This is a genomic window from [Lactobacillus] rogosae, from assembly GCA_900112995.1.
Lineage (GTDB): Bacteria > Bacillota > Clostridia > Lachnospirales > Lachnospiraceae > Lachnospira > Lachnospira rogosae.
In genome coordinates this window covers 1-22,399 of sequence record FONU01000033.1, presented here as the reverse complement: position 1 = coordinate 22,399, position 22,399 = coordinate 1, and the positions used below count along the sequence as shown (strand labels likewise).

Genomic DNA, 22,399 nt, shown 5'->3' with positions numbered 1-22,399 from the left:
ACTTTTAGATAAAGTTATTACGATGCTGCAGAATGATATTCCTCTCGAAGAGAAATATCGTGACCATGAACTAAAAGGGAAATACCAGGGGTTCAAGGAATGTCACATTCAGCCAGATTGGTTATTAATTTATCTGAAGGAAAATGATGTTCTAACATTGACTTTAGTTGATACTGGAACACATGCGGATTTGTTCAATTTGTAGCAAAATATGCAAATGTATTTTATAGTGGTTTGAGTGATGGAAAATCTATAAGACCTCATAAAAATTTGAGTAATGGATAATGTAAAAAATTGATACATTTGCTGAAATGCCGATGGATACTGGGATAGAACCTGTTTTTACTGGTACTAAAATTGTAGTACCAGAGAAAAAAGAAATTGAAAAGTGGCAGTTTCAGATGTATAATATGGCTGAAGATTGGATAATTAATAACATTTAATCTTCGTGATACTAAATCAAATGTAAGCCACTTGACCCCCAAAGAATGATAAAATGGCTGCTGGTACTAATTTGGTACTAAAAAGTTTCAAAACAGGGTGTGAATAAAAAGAAATAATGAGTTTTCTAACTTAAAAGGTTAGAAAAAATAACGGGAAATAGAGTTTAATTCGCCAGAACTTGCCGAGTTTGAATAACGGACAGAAATGCCGAAAGCCTGTATTTATGCGGGTTTCCGGCATTTGTTTTATCGAATGGCTCTAGTTTGGCTCTATTTGTGGGGAGAGTAATGAAGTTATCAGTTTTGAAAAGGTAAATAAAAAAGGAAGAAGGTACAAGCTATGTTGCCAACAAGAGAAGAAGCACTGAAGTTAATTCGTGATGGGTTATTATTTAATCCGGGACCTTGGGGAAAACATTGTTTAACAGCAGCACACTGTGCAGAAAAAATAGCAAGTGCATGTGGTGATATGGATGTTGAGAAAGCATATATATTAGGTTTACTACATGATATAGGAAGAAAATTTGGTGTAAGACATCTTGGACATGTTTATGATGGATACGTATATATGAAATCATTGGGATATGATGAAGTAGCAAAGATATGTTTAACCCATTCTTTTAATAATCATACGATAGATGAATACATCGGAAAATTTGATGTTACAGATGAAGAATTGACAATTATAAAAACTGAATTAGCAAAGACCATATATGATGAATATGACCGGTTAATTCAATTGTGCGATTGTTTGGCAGGAGCGGAAGGAGTTCTTGATATAGAAAATAGGATGAATGACGTAAAGAAAAGGTATGGCTTTTATCCGCAGGACAAGTGGAATTCCAATATGAATTTGAAGCAATATTTTGAAGGGAAAATGAATAAAGACATTTACCTTATATGTGAGAAAGATACATTTGCACCAGGAGATTTATGATCTTATAAATATATTTTTACTACAAGTTTTATGAACAGGTTGGAGGTGGTTAAGTGGATATTTTATTTAAAAATGATGATTTTGTATTTTCATACAGAGTTGGCGGTATATTGAAACATAATGGTAAAATCTTGTTACAGCGTCCGAAGAATGATGATTATGCCATTATTGGCGGACATGTTGCGGCTATGGAGACAAGTATGGAAACTCTTAAACGGGAATTTGAAGAAGAGCTTCATGCTAAGATAGAGGTAGATAATCTGTTAGCAATCGGAGAAATTTATTTTCCATGGGGAAAAAGACCCTGTCATCAGATATGCTTATATTATAATGTACATCTGATAGATGATAATATTCCATTAGATGGTGTGTTTCATGGATATGATGAGCTGGATAATGAAAGAATTGATTTGGATTTCTGTTGGGTTTCACTAGAAGATTTAAAGAAGGGTACTAAGGTATATCCTTTAGAGTTGATACCATATATCCTTGAGTCAGGGAAAGAAATTGTACATTTTGTTTCAAAGCAGATTTGAGGAGATAGTCAATGATAGAAAATATGAAGGTAGAATTTGGCAGAACATCAGATATTGATTCATGGATGCGATTAGTGAGAAAAGTAAGTTGGAATTTTCCAGGATTAGAGACAGAGCAGAGTATAGATGAACACAAAATAATAGTACTGAAATTCATGAATGACAAACGTGCTTTGTGCGTGAAGAACGAACAAGAGATTGTTGGCGTACTTTTATATTCAAGGAAGTATAATATGATATGTTGTTTGGCTGTTGATCCAGCTTATCGAAAAAGGGGAATTGCTTCACTTCTTTTAAGAGAAGCAATTGATAAGCTTGACAGAGATAAAGATATAACTGTGTCTACATTTAGAGAAAATGATGTTAAAGGAATTGCACCTAGAAAATTATATAAGAAATTTGGATTTGAAGAGGGCGAGCTGATTGAAGAATTTGGATATCCTAATCAAAGGTTTGTGCTACATGCCAATATTTGTGCTAACAATGTGCCAATTGTGGTGGTAAGAGAATCAAAAGAAGAAGATTTGACTGAAATACTGCATTTATATCTATATTTGCATGAAAAGAGCGTACCAGAAGAATCTGAGCAGTTAAGGAGTATGTGGGAAAATATAATGAATGACAACAATCATCATTTGATTGTTTGTGAGGTAGATGGAAAGATAGTTGCATCATGTGTATGTGTGGTTATTCCGAACCTTACAAGAAATGTTCGTCCATATGCTTTTGTGGAGAATGTAGTAACACACGGAGATTACCGAAAGAAGGGATATGCTACGGATTGCTTAAATTATGCAAAACATATTGCCAAGGAAAATAATTGCTATAAAATGATGTTACTTACTGGTTCAAAGGAAGAGAGTACATTGAATTTCTATAGAAATGCTGGCTACAATAGTACGGATAAAACAGCGTTTATACAGTGGATAGATATGTAAGTACAAAAAACTGAAGGTGTGAAAGGTATTACATTGCAGTTAGGAGGCAACATGGATATTTCAATAAAGTGTGATAGCTTAAAGGCTATATATAGTGTAAAAAATGGCATGTGATGTGGTTGATACCGTGGAGGCTTATGTACACTGACTGCCGCAGGCAGAAAAGCTCCCGGCAGGGTGCAAAACCTGATTAAGGGGCTGTCGCTTTATCGATTGAAAATTGTTTTCTTCGACGAATAAGGTTATCATAGTCAAGTAAGACATAGGTTTTCCTATGTTGGTGTAAGAAGCAGGAAACCAAACTTTGGTCGGGGAGGTTTCTGCTTTTTGTTTATATGTAACTCAGATATAATAACAGAAGGTACAGGATAAAACAATCTGGTGTAAAATACATTAGATTAATTTATGCTGTATCTTTTTTTAATTTGCATGAAAATAGAGAAAAAAGATGTATGGAAAGTTACGATTTACAAGAAAGGAATATTTGCAAGAGCATCGGAAAGGATAATATCTGGAGTTGATATTTGCTGGAAAGTTAAATGAGCATTTGTATCTGATTGATGAGGAGTGTAATCAGATGATGGACAGACTGGTGGAGCAGATGAAAGAAAGGCAAGGCGTGACAGAAGAATTGAAGATGCAGGATCAGATGGCAAGGGTTAGGAGAATGAATAATATCCGGGTTTGTGCGGAGGAGATGATATTGAAAGAAATTGTGTGTGAATAAAGAATTTGGGTGGTAATATTTACCACTCTTTTTCTTGGATATTTGTAAAAATCAATGGAGTAATTAAGCTAAATGTGGTAAAATTTAGATAAAATTATATCATTGAAAAGCCTATTTAATAGGGGTGTATAATTACGAAAATTCATTGAGTGAGTGTTGGAATGTAAATAAGATAATTAATTTGGAGGGACAAAAGATGTATAGATATTTTTTGGGAGCATTTGGTAATAAGAGTTTTATCCGTCCTCAATACGAGATTATGGAAGATGGCAAATTAAGAGGAATTGAAGATAGGTGGGGAGAATTTCCAAATGGTGGAACAGTTTCACTTACTGGTATATCTGATAGTGATACAGAAAGTATAAAAAATAGATTATTACAATTCAAGATTGATTTTAATAGAGATTTACATCCGGGGTATGCACCTTATACTGATAATAGTAATAAATATCAGATTCCTTTCAATGCAATAGATGATTTTGATAAGGATGAAGTTGTTGAAATTATAGATATTGATTATGCAATTGAGGATTTTATAAACGACAAAACAAAAAGAACTATCAGGATTAAGCATCGACCTAATAAACAGATTCTTTTGAGGTATGCACAGGATTGTTATGGACCATTTGAATTTATGATTTCTGATATCGAAGATTCATATGGCGATGAATCATATTATACTATTAAAGTATTTGTAAATAGTGGAACTATAAATAGATATAGAAATTCAGATATAGAAAAAATTATTATGGATGGATACTTTTCAATCAGACGAAATGATCGCATAGAATTTATCTATAATATTAGTGATTTAAAAGCTATTGAGCCTGAAGAAAAAATAGAGTATATTGACAATGAAGAACTTGCTGACTTTTTTAAAACTCTTTTAAATAAATCATCAGAAATCGATAATTTGGCTGGAATACGAGAACAGTTTTTGAAATTGGCAGATTCTTTTTCTGAAGAAGGTCAATTAACGGATAACAGAATTAAAAGAATATGTGAGTTATTACAGACATCAGTAGATTTAAGTGATTATAAGGTACGTTTAACGGAAGAATATTTTAAAAACAACCCTAATGCAAAATCAGATAAAGAAGAGTATTTAAGAACACATGAAGAATTATTAACCAATGTTGTTCGTGAAGATGTTCATTACGAAGAAAAGAAAAAAGAAATTTTAAGCGAGTTAAATATTTTAGAAAAGAAAAGAGAAGAGCTCGTAACAGAAATAGAGGAAGGAAATCAAAAATTAAGTGATAAACAAGCTGAATTGGAAAAACTTGGAGAACAAGCGATTGAGCAGAAAAAACAAGAAATAGAAAGTTTAGTATCAGAAAATAGAAAAGAATTAGAAGATGTACAAATTGCAATTGAAAAGGCAAAAAAAGAAGCAAAACAGTTTGAAGTAGATAGAGATACATGGAAAAGGGCTTGTGATTCTATAAAAGATGAATATAGAACGGTATCAAATGATTTAAATACTAAAATTATTGAATGGGCTGCAAATAATCGAACTTCAGAAATAACTAAATTATTAGTTTCACAATTGGAAATGCCAGAAGAAACAGTAGAAGAAAATGTTTTAAGTAGAATGGTTAATTTAAAAAAGGATGTGGATGCCGATGAAATAGTAGCCATTCTTTGTAAAAAATTTGAAGAAGCGGGGCGTGTAATTAGTAAAGATGATGCTTACAATTATTTGATAAGCATAGTACAAAATTATATAACTGTTTTTGCAGGTGAACCGGGAACTGGAAAAACTTCATTGTGTAAATTGTTAGCTAAAGCACTTGGATTATATGATTCTAGATTTGCAGAAATACTTGTTGAAAGAGGCTGGACTTCTTCAAAAGATTTAGTGGGGTATTATAATCCATTAACTAAAGAGATAGAAAGTACTCAACCGAGATTTTCAGAGTGTATGAAAAAATTGAATGAGGAAAATGTGAATAACATAGTTGAAGCACCTTATCTTGTGTTGCTTGATGAAGCTAATTTAAGCCCAATAGAATTTTATTGGTCTAATTTTAATTATTATTGTGATGATCCTACACATCAAGTTGTTTCATATTCAAATGGGGAAAAATATGAATTTGGTTCAGAGTTAAAATTTCTTGCAACTATTAATTATGATCAAACAACTGCGGATCTTTCACCAAGATTTCTTGATCGAGCATGGGTTATATCTATGAATCCAGTTTCTGTAGATGTTATTGTCTCAGGGTTGATGGATGATTCGGTTGTTGAGAATAATAGTGAAGTAATTTCGTTAGAAACATTAAACAATATCTTTGATTGGCATAACGTCAAGGATAAAAAAATGAATCAGATTACAAAGACTAGATTAGATAGAATAATTGATAAGATGAAAGAAGGTGGACATACAATAAGTGCAAGAAGTATTCACTTAATAAGCCATTATTATCTTGTTGCTGAAATGTTTATGTCATCAAAAGAAGTTGCGCTTGATTATGCTATATCACAGAAAATACTTCCTTGTATTAACGGAAATGGAAAACAGTATAAAGAGTTTTTGAATGGGTTAATGACTATTTGCAAAGAAAATCAATTAAATAAAAGTGCAAGTATTGTTTCTAAAATCCTCGAAAAATCAGAGCATGAATTTTATAGTTTCTTTAGTTTATAAAATAAAGGGGATGTCAACATGAAGTTATGCATAGTTAAGCCAGATGGTACTGTTGCAGAAATCTTGTTGCGTGATCGTCAACCATCTTTCGAAGCATTTAATAATGAACAATTATTTTTTGAAAATTATCAATACAAATTTATTTTGCGTGAAATAGAAGAGTATGAGAATGTAGAGATATTTGTGGGAGACTATTCAGTACCTATACATTATAAGGCATCTACGGATTGGTATGAAACGGATCAAGATTTAGTTTTTGGTGGTTGTTTTGATTTGGCATATATAAGTGTGTGGGTAAGCGAAAAAGAGGAAAAAGAAGAACATTTTTACACGGATTTTCTTCGAATTGCTACTACTAAACAAACAACAAGACAAGTTGAACAGATGCTAGATGAAATAGAAAAAAATATTCCTAATTTTTTGGAGGTATGTTTTAGTCGTAACAAAAAAAATTCAGGACTTAAGAATGACAGTACAAGATCTATTTGGAATACACTTAAATTGGTAGATGAAATTATAAAGACTTACGAAGAGAATTATGATTCTTTTTTTAATCATAAGAAGTCCTTTGTAGAACCTGTAGCCAGTGTAGAAGATGTAAGATCAATGAGAGTAGTAAATCAAGAAAGTTTAAGGTGGATTGCGTGCAATCCAGATAATCTTGTGAAAACTGATAAAAAAACAGGAATAAATTTTAATGGTCACAATTATATGCCATCGAAAATAAAAACATATATTTCTAAGTATTCTTATAATGTGTATGAAAATAGAGTTATATTAGGATTTTTAAAAAATGTCATTGATTATTTAGAAAATCAAATTATAGGATTTGCTAAAGAAATTGTAGAGGTAGAAAACATACCTGAATCAATAGTTGCACAATTGCCAAATACGCATGCGCTTACAGGAAAATGCGTTTATGTTTATTATAAAGGCGTGGTGGATAGATTTTCTGAAAAAAAAGATATTTTGGAAGAAATATATTATAGGTATGAAAAAAATTTAAAGTGTATACCAGAGGATATATATGGATTGCCTAAGCTTACGAATACATTTAAACAAATATATCATTATCGAATCTGTTATGAATGTATGGCAAAATGGTTTGAAGCAGGGGATTATACTTTTGATCATTTAAATTATTTATTCAAACTAAAAACACTAAGCCGAATTTTTGAATACTATTGTTTGATAAAAATTCAAAACGCAATTGCTTTGTGCGGATTTATTTTGCAAGATTCAGACCGAATTATATATGATGTAGAAGATGATTCTGAAAATATCAATAACCAATATATATTTGAAGGTAATGGATATGAAATAACATTATTATATGAACCATCTATTTGGATAGATAGAAGTAATGCATGTACTAATTTGTATTCAACAGGTTACAATTTTATAAAAAGTAAGTGGAATGATAGATGGACCCCGGATTTTGTATTGAAAATATCCGGGAATTATAAAGATTACTATTATATACTTGATGCTAAATATTCAAATTTCTATAATGTGAAAAGGCGATATATTCCAGCGTTAGTTTTGAAATACGGAACACAAATAGCATCTAAGGACAAGTTTTTTTCAGATGTAATAGGAATTGGAGCGATATATCCTAGTAAGGAAGACAAAATATATTATTTTAAGAAAAATGCAATTAATTCACTGAAGCATTCACTTCCGCAATACTTTTCTTTGACAATTGTCGATGGAGATGTGGGAACGCAAATTCTTAAAGAGCAAATAGAAAAATTATTCAAAGTTGTTGATATACTTGAGGAGGAATGTGAGAATATAGATTCTTCTAAAAAAGAAATGAGTTTGAATAATTTTGAAATTGAGCACGAGAAGATAGAGAATGAGCCAAAGACAGAGGTAGAGAAAAAAGAGGAAAATGATAGCTTAAATATTAATGTTAGTGGAAAAAATTGTTTCTATTATGCCAAAAATATCTGTCTCTGTCAAAAAAAACCATGTACAGTTATTAACGCTACATGTGAACATTATATTCCTAAAAAATTTAGAGAACTGTTAAAGGAAGATAGTTGCAGAAATTTAATTCAATATGTGAAGCGGAACAAGCCAAATGGTAGGGTAGAATGTTCGATTTCAGGTTTGCCGGGATGTATTGGTGCGGAGCAATGCAAATTTTATTTAAAAAAGAATGTACATAAATAAGTTGATTGACACCATATGCGACATCACGTATAATATGAATAGGAGGTATAATAAATGTCAAAGTGGGATAAACTGATAACACGTATATGCAATTTATCGAAAGACCTCCGGTTTGATGAGTTACGGAAGGTATTGGAAAGCTATGGTTACGAAATGAATGCACCAAGAAATGGAAGTAGTCTTTATACTTTCAGAAAACAAGGGTGTATGCCAATTACAATACCAAAGCACGAACCAATCAAGAAAGTATATGTAGAAATGGTAAGGCAGATTGTATAAAGCGAGGCGAAGAATGATGAAGACGCTGAATGATTATATGGCAATGTCCTATCGTATGGAAATTGTGGAAGATAAGGATGAAGGCGGATTTGTGGTTTCTTATCCAGATTTGCCAGGGTGCATTACTTGTGGTGAAACAGTGGAGAGAGCAGTAGCAAATGCACGAGATGCTAAAAAAGCATGGTTTCAAGTAGCATTAGAAGAAGGCGTAGAGATTCATGAACCAGATAGTTTGGAAGATTATTCTGGACAGTTTAAATTGAGAATTCCGAGAAGCTTGCACCGATTACTGGCAGAACATTCTCAGAGAGAAGGAATTAGCATGAATCAATATTGTGTGTATCTTCTTTCAAGAAATGATGCAGTGTATTCAAAATAAAGAATGTGTAGGGTTGGTAAAGAGAAATTTACAGTCTATAAAACAATTTAATAGTGGAGGGGTACAATGGATAAGGTATGTTTTATAATAACACCTATTGGAAAAGAAGGTACAGAAATACGAAAAAATGCAGATGAAGTTTTGGAATATATTATCAATCCAGTCTGTGACTCGTTTGGTTATTCTGTTGTGCGAGCTGATAAAATGACAAACAGTGGATTAATTACGAAGGCGATTATAGAACAAATTATTTCTGCTGATTTAGTAATTGCTGATTTGACTGGAAGTAATCCAAATGTATTTTATGAATTAGCTATTAGACATTCATATCGTAAACCGGCGATTCAGATTATAAAGGGAGACGTGAATATACCTTTTGATATAGCTAATATGAGAACTATATCATATGAAACAACATTGAGTGGTGCTGATTTAGCTAAGAAGGATATTGAGGCTATGATGCAAGCTATTGAAAATGGTGAAACGGTTCATAACCCAGTTAGTGAAGTAAGTGCATTGTTAAATATATCAGAGAATAGTGCAGTAGAAAATGCGGAGATATTATCAACATTGTTACTAGAAGTGCAACAAATTCCAGATAGTATGAAAGAACTTGAAAGCAATATTGAAACTAGATTTTCACAAATGCTTTCTGCATTTATAGAAACAATAAAACATGAACAAGTTGGTAGTGCTGTTAAGCCAGAGGACAAATTACTTGAAATTTTTATGAATAAGTTGATGGAGAATCCACAAAAGGGAATGCAGAGTTTTGATGCATTAATGAAATTACAAGAAAAGATGGATAAAGCCCAAAATAATCAAAAATAAAAGTTCTGGCAACAAATTGGCAACAGAAAATCAGTGAGCCAAAATAATATATACAACTGAAATAAAATAACGGCAAAAAAGATACAAAGCTTAAACAAATATGTTTAATAATATCTTTGGATTTGCCGAGTTTGAGCAGTAAACAGAGCTTCATAAATGGCGTAAACAAGCCATTTATGGGGCTTTTTCTTTTATTGTGATACCTATATGATACTTGTTTTAATAGTATCACAGAAATTGATAAGTATCAAACAGAAGTGTCCGGAGATATAATTATGTATTATTAAGCTGAAATATGTGTAGACATGTCAATAGTTTGAGCATTTATTTAAAGAATATGTTATGATAACAATATAATGTTTGACTTTACTTATAATATCATTAAAATTTTATATAGTTATTACGGCATAAGGTCATAGTGTTCGATGTAGTATGAAAGGAAATGTATATGATTTATAAAAGTGTTATATTTAAAGCAGAACCATTTTCATACAATCTGGAATTTGATGATAGAATTACTCTTGTTGGTGGAGATAGTGGTACAGGTAAAACATTTCTTTATGGAATGTTGGAAGATATAAGACTTACAGAGGAATACAATGCTATCAAATTATTTAATTATAAATCAGATGACTTTTTAGAAGCAATAAAACAGTGCCGCAATAATTTTGTTGTGATAGATAATGCAGATTGTTTGATTAATGATGATGTCAGGAGATTCATTAATTTTGAGTTATCAAATCAGTATATGCTTTTCTTACAAAATTGTGATGGACTTAATGTATCTGATAAGAGTTTTAAAGTGCTTAAGTTTGATAACTACAAAATAACACTGGCAGGGGAGTTGTGATTTTATGTATTGCAATGGAGATCATGGAATATGAACAGATTTTCAGAAAAAGATTGTGGTGTACAATGTGAAATGAGCAGATCCAATCAGTTTTACATTATGCTGGAACTACTGAATGAGGGAGCAATAACTATAGATGACTTGGAAGATTTTAGCGATGATTTGAAACAAACAATGAAGCATTTTTTCAATAGATAAAGTCGGGAGTGTAAAACCGGGAGGTATGCCAATATGCGTGATTCAATAGAAAACATATCACAACTTCAGAAAAAGTTGAATGACCTACAACTGGAAAACCAGATATTAAAAAATATATTGGACAAAGCAGGATTGTCATACCATAAAGAATTATCGATGTTTAGGCAAAGTGGTAGTAAAGAAGCTTTTGATCCGGAACAAGGCAAAAGAATCCTTCATCCACAGGCAATAACAGAAAATATGGCAAACCAGTTTTTTGGAATGTTTTGGGGCAGACAGGACGTTTATGCTAAACGTAGTGTTAACAAAGAAACTGGCAAGGCAGCATACTATTTTCAGTGTAATAATTTCTGGACAAATGTATGTCATAAGAAGATAAAAGATGGCATTAACATTAATTGTAAGGATTGTAAGAGTCGTTCTTATAAACCAATAACAAAATACGATATATTAAATCATTTGCAGGGGAATTCTTATAATGCATCTGATGTAATAGGAGTATATCCACTTTTAAGTAATGGAACATGTAGATTTATGGTATTTGACTTTGATAATCATGATAAAGGAGCAGAAGAAAAGGATTTTGCAAATGTTGATGATACATGGATTGTAGAAGTTGAGGCAATGAGAGAAATCTGTGTATTAAATGGAATAGATCCATTAGTAGAACGTTCGAGGTCCGGCAAAGGAGCACACGTATGGATATTCTTTGATAAACCGATAGCTGCTTCATTGGTAAGAAAGTTTGGATATTCTTTGCTTGATAAAGGTGCGGAACAGGTTAATTTAAAATCTTTTAAATATTATGACAGAATGTTACCAGCGCAGGATTCATTACGGGATAATAGTGCACTTGGCAATCTGATTGCATTGCCATTGCAGAGGAAGGCTTTGCAGGATGGAAATAGTGCATTCGTTGATTTCAACTGGAATGCATATGCTGACCAATGGAGAATATTATTTAGCAAGCCAAGATTATCACAGGAATTTCTAGAAGAAAAAATAAAAGAATGGACAAATCCTATTGAGGATATAGCCGCAGATGCTGATGAAAGTGATAGGGAAAAACCATGGAACAGAATGCAGCATTTTAATAAAAATGATGTAGATGGGAAGATACATATTACATTATCAAATGGAATATATGTGGACAATACGAATTTGAAAGCAACTATGCAGAACAGAATCCGCAGAATGGCAGCAATCAGTAATCCGATTTTCTATAAAAATCAGGCAATAGGAATATCAAATTATGATACTCCAAGATGGATTTATCTTGGAAAAGACCATCTCAGTGGATATATACAGATACCAAGGGGACTGCAGGATGAACTTTTGGAAAAGGCAAAACAGGCAGATATTGATTGTGAAATCGAAGATGAGCATCAGCAGGGAAGAAATATTAATGTGGATTTTATAGGTGAACTGCGTCCTGAACAGGATATGGCATTAAAAGAGCTGATTAAGTACGATAATGGAATACTTCATGCTGCAACTGCATTTGGTAAAACTGTGGTTAGCAGTGCGATAATTGCACAAAAGAAAGTGAATACATTGATTATATTGGAATCATCAGCATTGATAGAGCAGTGGAAAGAGGCATTGGGAAGATTCTTAAATATTGATGATGAACTTCCGACCTATGAAACTAAGACAGGGAGAGTACGGAAAAGAAAAAGTCTGATTGGAACTCTGCAGGGAGCCCATTATTCAATGACTGGAATCATAGATATTGCAATGGCAGGTTCACTGTGCAAAAAGGGAGAGTATCATAATCTGTTGAATGAATACGGACTCGTGCTGGTTGATGAGTGCCATCATTCTGCTTCTGAAACAATAGCCAATGTTTTAAAAGAAGTGAAAGCAAAGTATGTATATGGTGTGACAGCAACTCCCCAAAGAGGAGATGGACTGGAAAAAATCAATTATATGCTAATCGGACCTATAAGATATAGTTATACTGCAAAGGAAAAGGCAAAAGATCAGGGGATACAGCATCTTGTCTATCCACGATTTACCAGGACTGTATCGCCAAGAGGTGTGATTACCGGAAAGATGCATCCTAATGAAGCATATGAGATTATTCACAATAATGATATGAGGGATGAGCAGATTATTGAGGATGTAAAGAATTGCGTATCAATAGGTCGTACTCCAGTTGTTTTGTCACGTTACAAGGATCACGCTGAAAAATTGTTTGAGCGTTTAAAAAGCTATGCGGATTACGTATTTATTATGACAGGAAACAATTCTAAGAAAGAACATAGGAAAATTCTTGACCAGATGCGTCAGGTTAATAATGATGAGTCTATGATATTAGTAGCAACAGGTTCTCTGGTAGGAGAAGGGTTCGATTTTCCAAGGCTGGATACACTTTTTATGGCAACACCTGTATCATTCCGTGGGGTAGTTGAACAGTATGCAGGATGATTGAATCGTGATTATGCAGGTAAAGAAAATGTAATAATATATGATTATGTGGATAATCATATTCCAATGTTTGATAATATGTATATGAAGCGGCTGAAAGCATATAAACAGATTGGCTACGTGATTTCTGATGGCTTTCAGACTGATAAACAGACGGTTAATGCAATATATGAGGGAGATAATTATAGAGAAACTTTTCATAAGGATCTACTTGATGCCAATAAAAATATAATAATTTCCAGTCCAGCCATCAGTGGACAAAAAGTTTATGAATTAATCAGCATGCTAAAGGAAAAACAGGAGGCAGGAGTTCAGATTACAATAGTTACATGGACTTACGATTCATATGGATTTGGTGATGCAGCATACTGGATGCAGCTACATGAAGATATGCGTAAAGCTGGCTTTTATATAAAAACAGTAGAAGAATATTGCGACCGTTTTGCAGTTATTGACCAGAAAGTAGTATGGTATGGAAATATTAATTTGCTGGCGAAGGATAAGATAGATGATAGTATTATGAGAGTCATGAGTAAAGAGATAGCAGGTGAATTGATGGAGATTACATTTGGGGATAATGATAGGGAAGGTATAATGTAAATGACGGAACAAGAATTTAAAGAAATATTAGAAACTGAGGAAACTGATACTGTTGAATTTAAGTCTTGGATAAATACAAGAAGTATGAAAGAAATTATTTCCCTTGCTGTTGATGAATTAATAGCATTTGCAAATACTAAGGGCGGAACAGTTTATTTTGGAGTAGAAGATAAGCCTATTGAAGTTACTGGCTGTGATAGGAATTATGATGGTCAGCGTATTATTGAGGGGATTTATGATAGAACTGTGCCACCATTATTTACAGAAATATCAGACTTCGAGTATCAAGGAAAACTCGTTATTGCAATATCAGTTAAAGCAGATGGAAAGACATATACCACTACAGATGGCAGATGTCTGAAGAGATTAGGTAGAAATTCAAAACCTGCATATCCGGATGAGTTGAGCAATGTTTATTCTTCTGTACAGAATCCGGATTTTTCAGGCAGAATTATAGGTGAGAGTACTCTGGATGACGTAAATAAGTTAGAAGTGTACAGTCTGAAGGAAAAGCTAAGAGTCAGGGATTCTAAATCTACATTACCAGATTTGGATGATATAGATTTTTTGAGAGACTTACAGCTTATAAAATATGATGGAGATGTAGAACGACTGACTATTGCGGGTCTGCTTTTTGTGGGAAAGGAAACCTCGATTCAAAGATTATTACCGCAGGCGGAAGTTATATATTTACATTATTCAGCTGATAATTTAGAAGAATACGATGCAAGACTTGATTTGAAGCTGCCATTAATAAGCGTTATTGACAAGTTGACCGAGAGAGTACAAGCATACAGTAAGATAGAGAACATTCAGGTAGGATTATTCAGACTTGAGGTGGAAGATTTTCCGGAGAGTATTTCAGGAAGCACTTCTCAATGCGTTGTCTCATAGAGACTATCAGAGCAATGCAGCAGTTTATGTAAAACAATATCCGGATAAAATAGTTATTGAAAATCCAGGCGGATTCCTTGATGGAATTACAGAGGACAATATCATAACGCATCCATCTATACCAAGGAATAAACTGATAGCAGAGACACTGCAAAATTTGAAATATGTTCAGAGAACCGGTCAGGGAGTAGATATCATCTTTAAGGACATGGTTTCAATGGGCAAGCCTTATCCAAGATACAGATCGTTTAATGATGCAGTTTCTTTGACAATATTCAGTGCAATAGATAACACAGAATTTGTTAAGTTTATTACCGAAGTACAGGATAAGAATAGTAAAATTATGCCTTTGGCTGAAATGATGATATTAAGAGACTTAATGGACAACAGGAAAGAGCAGTTGTCAGAACTATCAAGAAAAGTTCAAAAATCGTTGGATGAAACAAAAAAGTCATGCAATGAGCTGGTTAACAGTGGGTTGATAGAGATTGTTGGCAAGGAATATATGCTTACAGCTAAGGTTTATGAGGCATTAAAATCAGATGTGGAATATACAAGGGATAAAACAGTCCAGTATATCAAGGCTAAAAATATGATTTTAGAATATTTACAGATAAATGAACAGATAACATCTGCTAAGATACAGGAGATGTGCGGATTTACTAAGCAACAGGCAAGAAGTGTCGTTGATAAAATGAGGAGTGAAGAACTGATAGAATTAATGGGAAAAGGACCGGCAGCTAAGTATGTTATGTATAAATAATTGAGTAAAAATTGAGTTTTGTTTTATGAAAAACTCAATTACCACTCGATTGCAACTCATTATAAAACTTCTTCATTAAGAAAAAATATTCAAGTTGTAAAGTGCTTATGGAGCGTTCAAAGAGGATTTATAATGGATAGGTGGTGTTTAATTGACAAATTCAGAAAAGTTATTGAGTTCATTTTCGGAGAATTATTTTTATAAAGAACTTGTGTATTCACAATTGAAATTTGTTCCAGATGGTGGGACAGAGATAGAATTAGCAGACTTAATAATAAATTTAGGGGATGTAATTCTAGCTATTCAATTAAAGGAGCGGAATGAAAAGGATAGGACACAAGGTAAAAATACAGAAGAAAAGTGGTTGGAAAAGAAATGTAAAAAAGCTAAGGAACAGATAAAGGACACTATTTCATATATTAAGACAGAAAAAATTTCTTTTGTAAATGCCAGAGGTAAAAGAACAATGATTAACTCAGATGCGGAGATTGTTCCTCTTGTAGTTTTTGAAAATAAAAGTATATGTAAATATGAACATTTGCTTAGAAGTCATAGCAATGATGGTTTAACCGTTAATTGTATGTCGTTAGATGACTTTAAGTATATGTGCAGGCAACTATTGTCTCCGCTGGAAATTATTGAATATATTAAGTGGCGGAAAAAGTTCTATAATAAAAGTGAATCAATGGATTTGTTAGTTACTGAAACACATAAAGGATTTTTATTAAGTAAACCACAGAAAAATGAGATGCTGGTGCAACAATATCTATACGAGCAATATGGAGAGGCTGTGTTGTCTGAAGATAAATTATATTACGAAATTTTTAGGCAATATGTATCAGTCTTATATGAATATACGAAGGTTGAATCGGAATGAAATGGCTGCTATGAGGTAGTAAAATTATTGGCACATTTATTCAGGGATGAGATTAAGTGCTTTGTTGAAAGAGTAGAAAAAGCACTTTTAATAGCAAAGAGCAAGAGGTTTGAAATAGTGGGGACACTACGTAATGTCAGGAAAGAGTATGCTATAGTGTTCACCGCAACAGAGCAAGGAGAACAGATTCCATCTGAAAAATTGTTGAGTGTAGTTTTTGATAAGCAAAAGGTTAATACATTATTACAGGTTATAACATATTGGATAAATGATGACGAGTATAGAATAGATTTTGTTTTGTGGTTAGATGGACATTAATACATAAAATGAGAGAGGTGTTTGAATGAAATTACAAAATTATTTTAAGCGGCATCGTAATAAAACGGGAGAAGAAATACTTAGGGATACGGAAGGAGAACCGTTTGTTTTTTTTCGCGGAGGTGAAATTAATAATATAAAGAATGGGGTTTATTTTTGTAACAGTATCGTAGATGCAATAGGTTATGCTGGAGGTGTTGATGGTAATAAGGTATTATATCGAGCTAATATTTGCACAATTCATCCGTTAATTATCGATGCTACTTGTAATGGTGGTTTTTATTATTATGATACTATAAAGGTGGAAAGAGATAGATTTTTTCCAAAAGAATTATATGATGAATTTATTCAAAGTACAACTGAAAAGTACAAATCGAAATATGTATCCACAGATGAGATTCTTGAATGGGCAATTGAGAAAGGGTGTTTTGATAGCGTTATTATTAAAAATGTAAGAGAAGGTATGGATAATAATAAACCAATATATGATATTATGGTTTGGGATGGAGATAATTTAGTAAATCTTACAAAGTTATCTGAACGAAAAATTGATATCAAGGACTATATGCAGTATATGGTTAAGAGAATTGATTTATATAAGTTTTGTGGAATCAATGAACAACGAGGTTTATTAGCACAAAGTCACAAAAAAGACCATAGCTTGGAGTGCTGGATAGAGTTACATGATGTTGGATATGAATTGGATAATCGTTTAGTTTTCAAAATGAAGTCAAATAAAAGTGCAGTTTTTTGTAATGAGTTAAAGGATTATATATATTTAGAAAAAATATCTGACGGTGAATATTTGTACAGACCTAAGAGATTCGGAGAGCAAATAATAGAAGAGGATGTGGGAACAGAGATTATTATTCATGGAATTAATTCTGTATTTAAGAATTTTGTTATTATGAATAATATAGCGGTGTAACTCAGGTGATTATAAAGCGGGAGTCATAACTCGCCACCGCATTCAATTACATCCGGAATCCCAAAACTGAGTAAAACTTATCTATGAAAAGGCTTTTTAATAAAAAATTTTCAAAATTATCTCCTCACACCCTTGACACGAGCAGGAACAGGTAAAACTTATGCTTCTACATTTGCAATGAGAGAGCTTGGATTTAAAAAAGTTTTATTTTTAGTTCATAGAGGACAGCTTGCAAGACAGACTAAGAAATCTTATGAGAAGGTGTTTACAAAATCCGTTTCTATGGGTTTGGTTGGTGCAGGTTATCATGAATATGAAGCGGATTATGTATTTGCTACTGTTCAGACGTTAAATAGGGATGAACATTTGCTTCAATATGATAAAAATGCATTTGACTGTATTATTTTTGATGAAGCACATCATGTAACTGCTGATACATATCAGAAGATTATGAAACATTTTACGCCTAAGTTGTGGCTTGGAATGACAGCAACTCCTGATAAGCGGGATGATAATATTGCAGGTAGAAATGTTTATGAGTTGTTCAATTATAAGATTGCATACGAGATACGTTTACAACAGGCAATGGAAGAAAACTTGTTGTGTCCATTTCATTATTTCGGAATTACTGATTTGTCTATAGTTGGAGATGTTAAAGAAAATCAGGATTTTAGTATGCTTACAAGCGATGAACGTGTAAAGCATATAATCCAGCAGGCAAATTATTATGGATATAGTGGAATTAAATAGATACAATTGAATATGATTATCCCAATTTTCACCTTTTAATGGATTGTTTTTGGTGTGAGATAGTAAGCGGAGAATTGAAGTTAAAGGAACATGAAAATGCAAAATGGCTGACTAAGGAGCATCTTGATGAGGTTGAATGGCTGCCGGCAGATGTTATTTTGATTGATAAGATAAGAATGGATATGTAGGAGAATTTATACGGAAAATTTGATAAGAATGATATTAAAATAAAATTTGGATTTAATATCAAGTAAAAAGGAGGAGAATGTGATACCGGTAATTAATAAAAGAGAAACAGGATGGAATATCCGAATACTTATGGATAAATACAATCTAACAGTAAAGGATGTACAGGAATATCTTGGATTAGGAAGTCAGCAGAGTATATATCATTGGCTTAACGGAATAAGCATGCCGACTATAGATAATCTTTATGCGTTAAGTAGTCTGTTTGGCGTTTCAATGGATGATATTGTGCGTGGAAATAAATCTGATATAAAAGATTACAGTTATAGAAGACTTTTTAGATATTATAATATTTTAAAGAAATGTGTTGCATAATATTTTTATACTACAAGTTCAATGACAAATGTATCAGTATATCTTAATATATTATATATAAATTATATACTTAGGAGGCTGATATTTATGAATGAAGGGATTTTGATAGCATATGACGATACATACTATAGTATAGGAGATACGTTAGTAATACAGAAAAGATTGACTGATATTTTAAAACCGTATGGTATGAGATACTTTACTGGACGTAGTTTGTATAAGCCTGAGGATCCAGATAGAAGGGATGATATCATGTATGATGCAATGAAACTACTATCTCAATGTGAATGGATTGATAATAAAAATGTAGGTATATTTGTGATTGATGATATAATAAGTATTTCATTTAGCGATATTGACTGTTCTGGAATGGTAGAACCTAAATCCGAAAAATATAAGTATTATGAGGATTATTTCAAGAAAACAGGCAGGATGGCTCATAATATATTAATAGATGAGAACAATCAGATTGTAGATGGATATGTATCATTGCTTATTGCAGATAAACACAAGGATAATATGAAAAAGTGGCAGAATCCAGAGATATATAAAGTAAATGCATTGGTTCCTCATGCAAAGGTTGTTATTGGACGCCATGTTGATATGTCAGGAACTGATATAATAATAAAAGGACCACAGTATTTTGCATGGATATATAATAAAAAAGAACCTGTTGTGCCTGGAGATGTATTGAAAGTTAATACGAGAAAAGGAGAGGCATATATGGTAGTAGAGAAGATTAAGTATATAGCGGGAAAGAAAAAGTGTGCAGAATATAAAAAAGTTATTGAGCATATGGGGATGAGAATAGAGATATAATTATTTTAATAATTCAAAATTCACCAAAATCAACTTGTGTTTTAACAACACCATATATATACTAAATTTATATTCTCCTCTTTGACACTTTTTAGGTTAAAAATCGCCGCAAATGCAGACAGTTACTGCGTTTGCGGCTTTTATACATTTTTCGTGAAAAGCGTAATGTTTTGCGTAATGCTTATAATCCTTTGGAACGTCTGATTATTCCAGCCATTGCCTTTGGTGTTGTAAGTTCATTATCGGTTCTGAATCCTGCATTATCATGCATTGCATCTGTAAGTTCTGTTCTTGTATAGTTAGGTATATAGCCATATTCACCAACTTCCCTGACATTCATTTTGCGCAGGGTGTTTATGATTTCTTCACATGTAAAGCTGCTATCAAGCTGTTTTTCAAGTATCCTGTAAATCATAAGCGATATGAAGCATGTGAGAAAATGTGCTTTTATGCGGTCATCGCGGTGAAGATACACAGGTCTTGCATAAAATTCAGATTTCATGATTCTGAAGGATTCTTCTATTTCCCATCTGTCATGGTTTATTCTGGCTATTTCGGCGGGGTCATCGTCAAGATTTGTACATACGGCATAAAAACCATCGTACTTTGCTTCTTCTTCAATGGCATTTATATTTAGCTCATAGGCAGCTTTTTCTGCGATTTCACCATCATTAGTGACAGGAGTTTTTTTAATAAATCTTTTTGCATCTGTAACAGAGTGTTTATCATACTGTGCCGGATGCTGCAGATATTTCTTTGCTCTTTCAATCTGGCGCTCACGTATAGTCTGCTGGTACAGCTTGTATTTGAGAGAGTATGTGACAATAAGTGTCTGGTCAAATGCGATATCCCTTTCTTCATCATATCCTTCAACAAGCATCTGTTTGTAAAAAATCCTGTTTCTGTTCTCAGGAGTGTCTTCGATTTTGGAAATATCATAAACTTTCTTACTTCCCTCTAATTGCCAGCCTTTGCAGTCAAGACACCATTCTTTCAAGCTTCTTTTCAGTTTTTTGATGGACTGTGTTGTTATAAAGCTTCTTTCGCCAAAGTTATTAAAACGGCGGTTGGCATATGATGATAATCCGGCATCAGTACATACAACAAACTTAGAAAGCTCAAAATCACGCATGATCTGCTGTTCAAGAGGCTTTAACGATAACTGTTCATTCTGGTTTCCCGGATTAATGCAGAAGGCAAGAGGAATCCCTGATTTATCCATAAATAATCCCATCTGTACAATGGGATTAGGTCTGTGTTCCTTGCTTGGACCATACTGCTTCAATCCATCTTTGTGCTTAAGCTCAAAAAAGTAATTCGTGTAGTCATAAAATAAAACACCAGTATTACGTTTAACAAGTTTTTTTGAACGCTTGTTAAGCTTAGCCTGTATAAAGTCAGAATTGTCAACAAGAACAGAAAGAGCACGATAAATGTGGTGCAGGTCAAACTCAGGCTGTTCTAAAAGCTCCTTAGACTGTTCGAAGCATGACAGTTTTGAAGAAGGAAAAAGAATCCTGCCATAAACAAGTCTTGAAAGGATAGCATTAAGGCCATAAGTGAAAGCATTATCCTTTTTGATTTTCTTGCATATGGAAGGTAATCCAAGCTGGTAGTAAATTTTCTGAAGGAAGAGATAACCAGTATTAAATGACAATTGTTTGCCAGCAGGAATCAGTTCATTCGTGGAAAAACGTACAAAGTGTTCAACATCTTTTGCAGCTTTTTCAGCAGCATTTAACTCATTGACGTGAGAGCGAGCCCAGGCCTCAGCATCATCGACGCCATAAGTTTCTTTGATAAAAGTTTCAGTACCCAGTTTTTCTACAATCTCAGAAGTATTTTTACCATTTTTCTGAACGGATTTAATAACATAAAAAGATTTAGCATTCTTTGATGGACTAATCAATAACCTCATAAAAACAGACCTCCTATCCTTTAATGCTATTACAACACAATAAGGTATAGAGATAAAAAGAAATTTACAAAAAAATAAGACCATTATTGGACTGAGCGGGTTTTGTGGTGTCAAACTTCCGATACGCAGACAAGGAACTATATGTTGTTATTGGTTATGATGATGTATGTGACAATGATAATTATGAGTCAATTCTTTATGGGGTGTACAGCACGGAACAACTTGCAAGAGAAGCAGCGGAGGAACTTCTTGAACTGGGGAATATACATCATTATGAAATAGAATGTCCTAAGTTAGATGGATTTGGATGGAGATAGGTAAATGTGGACAATAGTTTCATAAATTAGATTAAGGAATTAAACTGCAATGACACAAGAGTAGACTACAAGGATTGTAATGGGAAATTTTTAGGAGAACGGTTACTATTTGAAGAAAACCCCTGTAAATTATATTTTCAAAAACAATACAAATGATTGACAATGTAAATTAAAACGGTATAATATAATTATAAGAGGTGCATATAATATTATTATTGTATTTTGAGATGGAGGCGATTTTATGGCTACAGTACCTACACAAGTAAGAATAGATGAAA

General features: G+C 32.9%; 23 protein-coding genes and 2 pseudogenes. 24 read left to right on the top strand and 1 reads right to left on the bottom strand.

What is annotated here, in order from left to right; genetic code table 11:
• The 23 genes and pseudogenes from BM157_RS12095 to BM157_RS11990 form a co-directional block, all read left to right on the top strand.
• Positions 1-205: type II toxin-antitoxin system YafQ family toxin (locus tag BM157_RS12095; protein WP_090141336.1), on the top strand; the 205-nt coding region annotated here is incomplete at its 5' end.
• 578 nt (positions 206-783) lie between these two features.
• Positions 784-1,380: an HD domain-containing protein gene (locus BM157_RS12090; RefSeq protein WP_055286620.1), complete on the top strand. Its 597-nt coding sequence runs from the start codon at positions 784-786 to the stop codon at positions 1,378-1,380.
• A 53-nt stretch (positions 1,381-1,433) separates the two neighbouring features.
• Positions 1,434-1,916 carry an NUDIX hydrolase gene (locus tag BM157_RS12085; protein WP_090141329.1) on the top strand — a complete coding sequence of 161 codons (483 nt, stop codon included), beginning with the start codon at positions 1,434-1,436 and terminating at the stop codon, positions 1,914-1,916.
• An 11-nt stretch (positions 1,917-1,927) separates the two neighbouring features.
• Entirely contained in the window at positions 1,928-2,854 is a 927-nt protein-coding gene (locus BM157_RS13320) for a GNAT family N-acetyltransferase (protein ID WP_456361698.1), read from the top strand.
• A 517-nt stretch (positions 2,855-3,371) separates the two neighbouring features.
• Entirely contained in the window at positions 3,372-3,581 is a 210-nt protein-coding gene (locus BM157_RS12070; RefSeq protein ID WP_318255985.1) for a TnpV protein, read from the top strand.
• Between the two features lie 196 nt (positions 3,582-3,777).
• Positions 3,778-6,231: an AAA family ATPase gene (locus BM157_RS12065; protein ID WP_090141326.1), complete on the top strand. Its 2,454-nt coding sequence runs from the start codon at positions 3,778-3,780 to the stop codon at positions 6,229-6,231.
• 18 nt (positions 6,232-6,249) lie between these two features.
• Entirely contained in the window at positions 6,250-8,409 is a 2,160-nt protein-coding gene (locus BM157_RS12060; protein WP_090141324.1) for a DUF2357 domain-containing protein, read from the top strand.
• Positions 8,410-8,463: 54 nt separating this feature from the next.
• Positions 8,464-8,688, top strand: coding sequence for a toxin HicA (locus BM157_RS12055; RefSeq protein ID WP_090141322.1), 225 nt, complete (start codon positions 8,464-8,466; stop codon positions 8,686-8,688).
• Positions 8,689-8,704: 16 nt separating this feature from the next.
• The gene (locus BM157_RS12050) at positions 8,705-9,067 is read left to right on the top strand and encodes a type II toxin-antitoxin system HicB family antitoxin (protein WP_090141332.1); all 363 of its coding nucleotides are present in this window, start codon (positions 8,705-8,707) and stop codon (positions 9,065-9,067) included.
• Positions 9,068-9,133: 66 nt separating this feature from the next.
• Positions 9,134-9,898 (top strand): hypothetical protein, encoded by a 765-nt coding sequence (locus tag BM157_RS12045; protein WP_087275052.1) that lies wholly within the window; start codon positions 9,134-9,136, stop codon positions 9,896-9,898.
• Between the two features lie 448 nt (positions 9,899-10,346).
• Positions 10,347-10,748: an ATPase gene (locus tag BM157_RS12040; protein ID WP_090141320.1), complete on the top strand. Its 402-nt coding sequence runs from the start codon at positions 10,347-10,349 to the stop codon at positions 10,746-10,748.
• A 30-nt stretch (positions 10,749-10,778) separates the two neighbouring features.
• Positions 10,779-10,946, top strand: a complete 168-nt coding sequence (locus tag BM157_RS13135) for a hypothetical protein (RefSeq protein ID WP_318255983.1) — start codon at positions 10,779-10,781, stop codon at positions 10,944-10,946.
• A gap of 33 nt (positions 10,947-10,979) precedes the next feature.
• Positions 10,980-13,376, top strand: a complete 2,397-nt coding sequence (locus BM157_RS12035) for a DEAD/DEAH box helicase (RefSeq protein ID WP_318255982.1) — start codon at positions 10,980-10,982, stop codon at positions 13,374-13,376.
• Positions 13,377-13,976 (top strand): hypothetical protein, encoded by a 600-nt coding sequence (locus BM157_RS13130; protein ID WP_318255981.1) that lies wholly within the window; start codon positions 13,377-13,379, stop codon positions 13,974-13,976.
• Positions 13,977-14,870, top strand: coding sequence for an ATP-binding protein (locus tag BM157_RS12030; RefSeq protein ID WP_090141318.1), 894 nt, complete (start codon positions 13,977-13,979; stop codon positions 14,868-14,870).
• A complete protein-coding gene (locus BM157_RS12025; protein WP_318255980.1) occupies positions 14,860-15,633 on the top strand; it encodes an ATP-binding protein in 774 nt (257 codons plus the stop codon). The genes BM157_RS12030 and BM157_RS12025 overlap by 11 nt, the downstream gene beginning before the upstream one ends.
• Positions 15,634-15,784: 151 nt before the next feature.
• On the top strand, positions 15,785-16,510 hold the full coding sequence (locus tag BM157_RS12020) for a hypothetical protein (RefSeq protein WP_090141313.1): 726 nt from the start codon (positions 15,785-15,787) through the stop codon (positions 16,508-16,510).
• A gap of 27 nt (positions 16,511-16,537) precedes the next feature.
• A complete protein-coding gene (locus tag BM157_RS12015; RefSeq protein WP_090141311.1) occupies positions 16,538-16,828 on the top strand; it encodes a hypothetical protein in 291 nt (96 codons plus the stop codon).
• A gap of 25 nt (positions 16,829-16,853) precedes the next feature.
• Complete coding sequence (locus BM157_RS12010) at positions 16,854-17,756, top strand: hypothetical protein (RefSeq protein WP_090141308.1); 903 nt, start codon at positions 16,854-16,856, stop codon at positions 17,754-17,756.
• Between the two features lie 132 nt (positions 17,757-17,888).
• Positions 17,889-18,497: pseudogene (locus BM157_RS12005) on the top strand (DEAD/DEAH box helicase); the annotation flags it as partial.
• Positions 18,498-18,502: 5 nt separating this feature from the next.
• Positions 18,503-18,694, top strand: a pseudogene (locus tag BM157_RS13315) (8-oxo-dGTP diphosphatase MutT); the annotation flags it as partial.
• 79 nt (positions 18,695-18,773) lie between these two features.
• The gene (locus BM157_RS11995) at positions 18,774-19,067 is read left to right on the top strand and encodes a helix-turn-helix domain-containing protein (protein ID WP_318255978.1); all 294 of its coding nucleotides are present in this window, start codon (positions 18,774-18,776) and stop codon (positions 19,065-19,067) included.
• Between the two features lie 87 nt (positions 19,068-19,154).
• A complete protein-coding gene (locus tag BM157_RS11990; RefSeq protein ID WP_090141304.1) occupies positions 19,155-19,886 on the top strand; it encodes a hypothetical protein in 732 nt (243 codons plus the stop codon).
• A gap of 181 nt (positions 19,887-20,067) precedes the next feature.
• Here BM157_RS11990 and BM157_RS11985 read toward each other — a convergent pair whose 3' ends face one another.
• A complete protein-coding gene (locus BM157_RS11985) occupies positions 20,068-21,804 on the bottom strand; it encodes an IS1634 family transposase (RefSeq protein WP_090141302.1) in 1,737 nt (578 codons plus the stop codon).
• Positions 21,805-21,911: 107 nt separating this feature from the next.
• Between BM157_RS11985 and BM157_RS11980 the strand changes: the two genes are divergently transcribed.
• Positions 21,912-22,121, top strand: a complete 210-nt coding sequence (locus tag BM157_RS11980; protein ID WP_090141300.1) for a hypothetical protein — start codon at positions 21,912-21,914, stop codon at positions 22,119-22,121.
• Positions 22,122-22,399: the final 278 nt, after the last annotated feature.

Excerpts from the sequence above, each read along its gene's own strand:
- BM157_RS12090 (WP_055286620.1), top strand. The coding sequence starts at position 784 with ATGTTGCCAACAAGAGAAGAAGCACTGAAGTTAATTCGTGATGGGTTA.
- BM157_RS13320 (WP_456361698.1), top strand. The coding sequence starts at position 1,928 with ATGATAGAAAATATGAAGGTAGAATTTGGCAGAACATCAGATATTGAT.
- BM157_RS12065 (WP_090141326.1), top strand. The coding sequence starts at position 3,778 with ATGTATAGATATTTTTTGGGAGCATTTGGTAATAAGAGTTTTATCCGT.
- BM157_RS12060 (WP_090141324.1), top strand. The coding sequence starts at position 6,250 with ATGAAGTTATGCATAGTTAAGCCAGATGGTACTGTTGCAGAAATCTTG.
- BM157_RS12055 (WP_090141322.1), top strand. The coding sequence starts at position 8,464 with ATGTCAAAGTGGGATAAACTGATAACACGTATATGCAATTTATCGAAA.
- BM157_RS12050 (WP_090141332.1), top strand. The coding sequence starts at position 8,705 with ATGAAGACGCTGAATGATTATATGGCAATGTCCTATCGTATGGAAATT.
- BM157_RS12045 (WP_087275052.1), top strand. The coding sequence starts at position 9,134 with ATGGATAAGGTATGTTTTATAATAACACCTATTGGAAAAGAAGGTACA.
- BM157_RS12040 (WP_090141320.1), top strand. The coding sequence starts at position 10,347 with ATGATTTATAAAAGTGTTATATTTAAAGCAGAACCATTTTCATACAAT.
- BM157_RS13135 (WP_318255983.1), top strand. The coding sequence starts at position 10,779 with ATGAACAGATTTTCAGAAAAAGATTGTGGTGTACAATGTGAAATGAGC.
- BM157_RS12035 (WP_318255982.1), top strand. The coding sequence starts at position 10,980 with ATGCGTGATTCAATAGAAAACATATCACAACTTCAGAAAAAGTTGAAT.
- BM157_RS12030 (WP_090141318.1), top strand. The coding sequence starts at position 13,977 with ATGACGGAACAAGAATTTAAAGAAATATTAGAAACTGAGGAAACTGAT.
- BM157_RS12010 (WP_090141308.1), top strand. The coding sequence starts at position 16,854 with ATGAAATTACAAAATTATTTTAAGCGGCATCGTAATAAAACGGGAGAA.
- BM157_RS11990 (WP_090141304.1), top strand. The coding sequence starts at position 19,155 with ATGAATGAAGGGATTTTGATAGCATATGACGATACATACTATAGTATA.
- BM157_RS11985 (WP_090141302.1), bottom strand. The coding sequence starts at position 21,804 with ATGAGGTTATTGATTAGTCCATCAAAGAATGCTAAATCTTTTTATGTT.